6 protein-coding genes are annotated in these 4592 nt (G+C 60.8%); 4 read left to right on the forward strand and 2 right to left on the reverse strand.

The annotated features are described in order from the left end of the window. The 3 genes from SGJ19_11275 to SGJ19_11285 all read left to right on the forward strand — a co-directional run. Positions 1-309: ketopantoate reductase C-terminal domain-containing protein (locus SGJ19_11275; protein ID MDZ4780825.1), on the forward strand; the 309-nt coding region annotated here is incomplete at its 5' end. 131 nt (positions 310-440) lie between these two features. After that, positions 441-806, forward strand: a complete 366-nt coding sequence (locus tag SGJ19_11280) for a hypothetical protein (GenBank protein ID MDZ4780826.1) — start codon at positions 441-443, stop codon at positions 804-806. A gap of 12 nt (positions 807-818) precedes the next feature. Continuing rightward, positions 819-1322, forward strand: coding sequence for an SPFH domain-containing protein (locus SGJ19_11285; protein ID MDZ4780827.1), 504 nt, complete (start codon positions 819-821; stop codon positions 1320-1322). Between the two features lie 1424 nt (positions 1323-2746). Here SGJ19_11285 and SGJ19_11290 read toward each other — a convergent pair. Both SGJ19_11290 and SGJ19_11295 read right to left on the reverse strand, forming a co-directional pair. Then, entirely contained in the window at positions 2747-3427 is a 681-nt protein-coding gene (locus tag SGJ19_11290) for a recombinase family protein (GenBank protein ID MDZ4780828.1), read from the reverse strand. A gap of 128 nt (positions 3428-3555) precedes the next feature. Then, positions 3556-4272, reverse strand: a complete 717-nt coding sequence (locus SGJ19_11295; GenBank protein MDZ4780829.1) for a hypothetical protein — start codon at positions 4270-4272, stop codon at positions 3556-3558. Between the two features lie 109 nt (positions 4273-4381). Between SGJ19_11295 and SGJ19_11300 the strand changes: the two genes are divergently transcribed. Then, on the forward strand, positions 4382-4592 hold a 211-nt coding region (locus SGJ19_11300; protein MDZ4780830.1), incomplete at its 3' end, for a hypothetical protein.

The following is a 4592-nucleotide window of genomic DNA, read 5'->3' on the forward strand; positions in this document are numbered from 1 at the left end:
GAGGTACTGAAGGATGAGGGCGTGGCGAGGCTCTATCGTGCCCTTGCCCGCGAAGTGGTCGCGGTGGGTCAAGCGGAAGGAGCGAAGCTGGCGGACGATCTGGGCGACCGTTTGTGGGCCTTCATGTCGAAGGGGCCGCATGTGCACATGGGGTCAATCGTTGTGGACCGGCTGGCAGGGCGCGCCACGGAATGGCAAGCGCGCAACGAAGTGGTGCTGCGGCTGGCCGCCAGGCACGGCATCGGCGTGCCGCTCAACGATCTGGTGTGCAACCTGATACGCGCCGGAGAGCCCGATTTCACGGCGTGAACTGACCGGTCGCGCGAGAAAGTCAGAATGTCCTGGCGCAGCTTCCCTCAGAGGTTGTTTGCCCCCCCGGCTTTGATTTCAATTCCTGCCGCTGTCTGATATGCAAGTGCCAACCAAGCTTTGGGGGCACGGTGAACGGAATCAAGGAAACGGGGACCGTTGCCATCAACGGATTTCTGCTGATCGGTGCATTGATCGCGGGGGCGGTTTATGCGTTCATGAAGCAAGAGATCATACTGGCTTTCATGACGCAGTATTTGCCAGAAGAGGCTTGGGCCCTGCCCTTATATGTCATCGCCGGATTTCTGTTCGTGATCCTGGTGCCAAGTTTGGTCATCAATAACCCGAACGAGTCGCGGGTCATCTTGTTCTTTGGCCGCTATGCCGGAACACTGAAACGCGCCGGATTTTATTGGGTATTGCCGTTCACGACGCGCGAGACGGTGTCGCGCAAAACGGTGAGCCTGAACACCAAGACACTGAAGGTGAACGAGTAGCGCGGCAATCCGATCGAGATCGGCGCCGTGATCGTCTGGCATGTCGAAGACTCCGCGCGCGCGGCGCTCAACGTCGACAATTACCGGGAGTTTGTAGCGGTCCAGAGCGAGACGGCGGTGCGCATTTTGGCGAGCCGTCACCCTTACGACTCCGACGACGGCGTCGAGTCGCTGCGCGGGTCACAGGAAAAGATCGCAGCCGACCTTCAGGCCGAACTTCAGGAGCGGCTGAAGATCGCGGGCGTTCGTGTCACCGAAACGCGGCTGTCGCATTTGGCCTACGCCCCTGAAATCGCCTCAGCCATGTTGCGCCGCCAACAGGCCGAGGCCGTGGTCAGTGCCAGGCGCATCATCACCGAGAACGCAGTCAAGATGGCCGACGGCGCTCTCCTGCAGCTGGAAGCGAACGGCACCGTCAAGCTCGATGACAATGCGAAGGGGCGGCTGATCAGCAACTTGCTGGTGGCCCTGGTCTCGGAAAGCAACGCGCAGCCGATTATCGATTTGAAGGCTTAGAACGGCGTTTCAGCGAACCGTAAATCGCGTCGCAGAACGCAAAAAAGGATTCACGCGAAAGCGCGAAGACGCGAAAAGAAAGACGAGGCTTTTTCCGCTCGGCTGCATTTGTAACACAGAGTGCGCGTCGGTCCCCCATCGTCTGCAGCGTCTTGAAGTGTAAAATCGCGTCCGACGGTGACCCCACCCGTCAAGCGATCTAACCTGTTGCATTCATTGCGGAATAGTTGAATTCGGTGGTATCGCGTTTCGCGTCCAACCGTGACCCCTCTTAAATGCTCGATCCGATCATCCTATCAATGGCTTAGTACCCAACGATGGTGGGGTCGAAGTTGGACGCGATTTTACATGCTGAAAAGTGCCGGGCTTTTCATTTGTGGCGTGATGCCGCGACTTTCACGGCAACCGGCGAATCAGTCGCCGGTGCGGGTAGTCTGAATGTTCGCGGGGACACAGGCCAAGCTCAACGAAATATGGTACGCGTCGCGTGCATATGGCTGGCGAGAGGTATCTCAGATGAATTGGTCACGTGGCCTGTTTCGGTTCTGGATAATCGCGACTGTGCTCTGGGGCATCATGATTGCCTCGATCATCTGGAGCGACCAACCCGACATCGCGCGTGGAATTTCACGTCTGGCGGTATTTTGCCGATACGACGTCGAGGTCAGCGTATCCGACGATGAACAGGCAGTCGTGACAGCCGTGGTTGCAAGCGCGGCAGCGGCGCAGCGGAAGTCTTATTGCACCGACCGTGACAACCCGAGCGGAATTCCGACCCAAGCCGACCTCAATTATCTGAAAGAGCATCCGGAGGTCGCCGAAAAGTTTCGCGCGAGATTTGGCGCATTGCCAGGCACTGGCGCGGCCACGAGCACGTGGCCACTTTCGCAGGCTGAAGTTGCGAGTGCTCTATCGTCGTTCCGCGAAGATCAAGCGCGTCATCCGGCATTCGTGCGGGAGATTTTGGGAATGGCCGTCTTGTTTATGGCGATCCCTCCAGCAGTTGTGTTGGCGCTCGGCTGGGGTCTGCTGTGGGCGTTTTCCGGCTTTCGCTCAAACCGCACTGAAACGTTGCTCGCAGGCGATGACGCGACGATCACGACTGGCTTGGGGAGAACGCCAAGAACGGACAGGCGTCCCGCCCGAGCGTGTTGCTTGGCGAATACCAATAGACTTTGTCACGCAGGGCGCGTCCGTCGAAGTAAGTGCACACCAAGCTGTCTTGTGCACTTTCGGACAGGTTCCCGTAACCTTCAACGACAACATGCTCGCCCGGCGACACGCGCCGTTCACGAACAAGTATGCGTGCGTTCGCGAGCAGCAGAAACAGTTCAACGGCCGCGACGGTCGCAGCTACCCCAAAGAAAACCCTTCGCATGCGCCGACCTCCAAGTGCTGCGCGCCTCGGCACAGTACTACGGGACTTATGATTGGGGCCGCAACTCGATATTGCGCACCGTCATCGGATACCACTGACCGCCGCGTGCCGTGCGAATGCCTCTGTTGTTGAGCGCGACCGCGACCTCGGCGAGAGTTGCTGCGCCGGCAGCCCGGATGGACCTGATAACCGGCAACACGTTTTCGGCGAACTGATCCGCGCGCGTCGCGTTCGCGGCTGCACCCTTTTCAGCGGCTACCGGCTGTTCCTTGCGCCGAGACGGCATTGACCAGCCCAGGCGCTTGCCCCGGGCCTTGGCGGCCTGCAGAGCGGCCTTGGTGCGTTCGGAAATCTTGCGGGCTTCCCACTCGGCGAAGACGCTGACCATCTGAAGAAACGTGCGATCGGCCTCGGGCATGTCGGCGGCGACGAAGTCAACCTTGGCCTCAAGCAGGCCCGAGATGAAGTGCACGTTGCGCGCCAGGCGATCTAGTTTCGCGATGATAAGCGTCGCCTTCGCCTTGCGGGCGGTTTCCATCGCCTTCAGCAGTTGCGGTCGGTCCTTGCGCCGACCGCTCTCGACCTCGGTGAACTCGCCCGCCAACTGCCACTGCCCGCCGTTCAGGTACGTCATGACGGCGGCGCGCTGCGCCTCAAGCCCCAGGCCCGAACGGCCATGCTTGTCGGTCGATACGCGGAAGTAGGCGACGAATTTGCCCTTGGCCATGCCGTCAGCACCTCAGTTTCTAAACACTGTACGTTCGTACTGAGTTTATATCAACCGCCTTCCAGCCAGTTCAAGGTGGTGCAATCTGAGTCAACTTGACTCAGGGACAGCGTGCAGGGGCGTGTCGTTCACCAAATCGGCGGGTTGGCAGCGGCCACTGCGATGACAAAGGAAATCGCCATCGTGAACAGGATGTCGATGCCGATGTTGAAATTCGAATTGGCTAACAGCGCCCGCCATCCGCCGCCCCTGCTCTCGACAAAGCCAGCGAACAAGTATACGACGACGGCGGCGGCGACGACGACGGCGGCGGCGACGACGACGGCGGCGGCGGCGGCGGCGACGGCGGCGGCGGCGACGACGGCGGCGGCGACGACGGCGGCGGCGACGACGGCGACGGCGACGGGGGCGACGACGGCGGCGGCGACGACGGCGACGACGACGGCGGCGGCGGCGACGAAGGCGACGGGCGCGAGGGACCCACTCAGCCCAGCACAGACTGCGACTGCGAGCGCACCAACTGGTGCGACAGAGAGCAGCCACCCACCTCGGCTATGTCGCGCAACCGCCCCGAACAGCAGCATGCTGAAGACGAACGCAGGCCGCCACTCATCTTGAAGATCGGGCACGCTGATGCCGAGGCCTCTGACGACGTCGATGCCCCAATGCAGGAACGGCCCGATGAGCTTCGTGAGAAAGCCCAGCTCCACGATGTCGCTGAGACAATCCATCCACGCCAGGAACAGCGGATCGTAAGTGACAATCCCCTCGTTAGTCGCGACACGCAGCAGCGTCGCGATGCCTACAATGATCCCCGCAATGCGAACCAGCAACAATCCGTTCATGACCCTATCCCCTTCAGCCCTGATGTAAGCCTATCAGGGCGGACCAATGTGGGTAAATTGTGGCGCAGGTGTTGGCGGGGGCATCGGCAACCAGGGCAGCGCCCCTCGCGTGCGCGCGCGTATCAGCTTCGGAAAATTGGGGTTGGGGCCGGAAAACACTGGGTTTCCCGACATTATCTGCATCTGGCAGATCGATATCCGCGTCCGGCAGCCCGATGATCCCGGAAAGCTGTGCGCCTCCTGTAATAACGGTGCCAGTGTCTCAAGGGCGACACTTGCTATGCGCTCGACGCCAGCTGCGGCGGTGTCCCCTCGCGTGC

The organism is Planctomycetia bacterium (assembly GCA_034440135.1).
GTDB lineage: Bacteria > Planctomycetota > Planctomycetia > Pirellulales > JALHLM01 > JALHLM01.

Excerpts from the sequence above, each read along its gene's own strand:
- SGJ19_11290 (MDZ4780828.1), bottom strand. The coding sequence starts at position 3,427 with ATGGCCAAGGGCAAATTCGTCGCCTACTTCCGCGTATCGACCGACAAG.
- SGJ19_11295 (MDZ4780829.1), bottom strand. The coding sequence starts at position 4,272 with ATGAACGGATTGTTGCTGGTTCGCATTGCGGGGATCATTGTAGGCATC.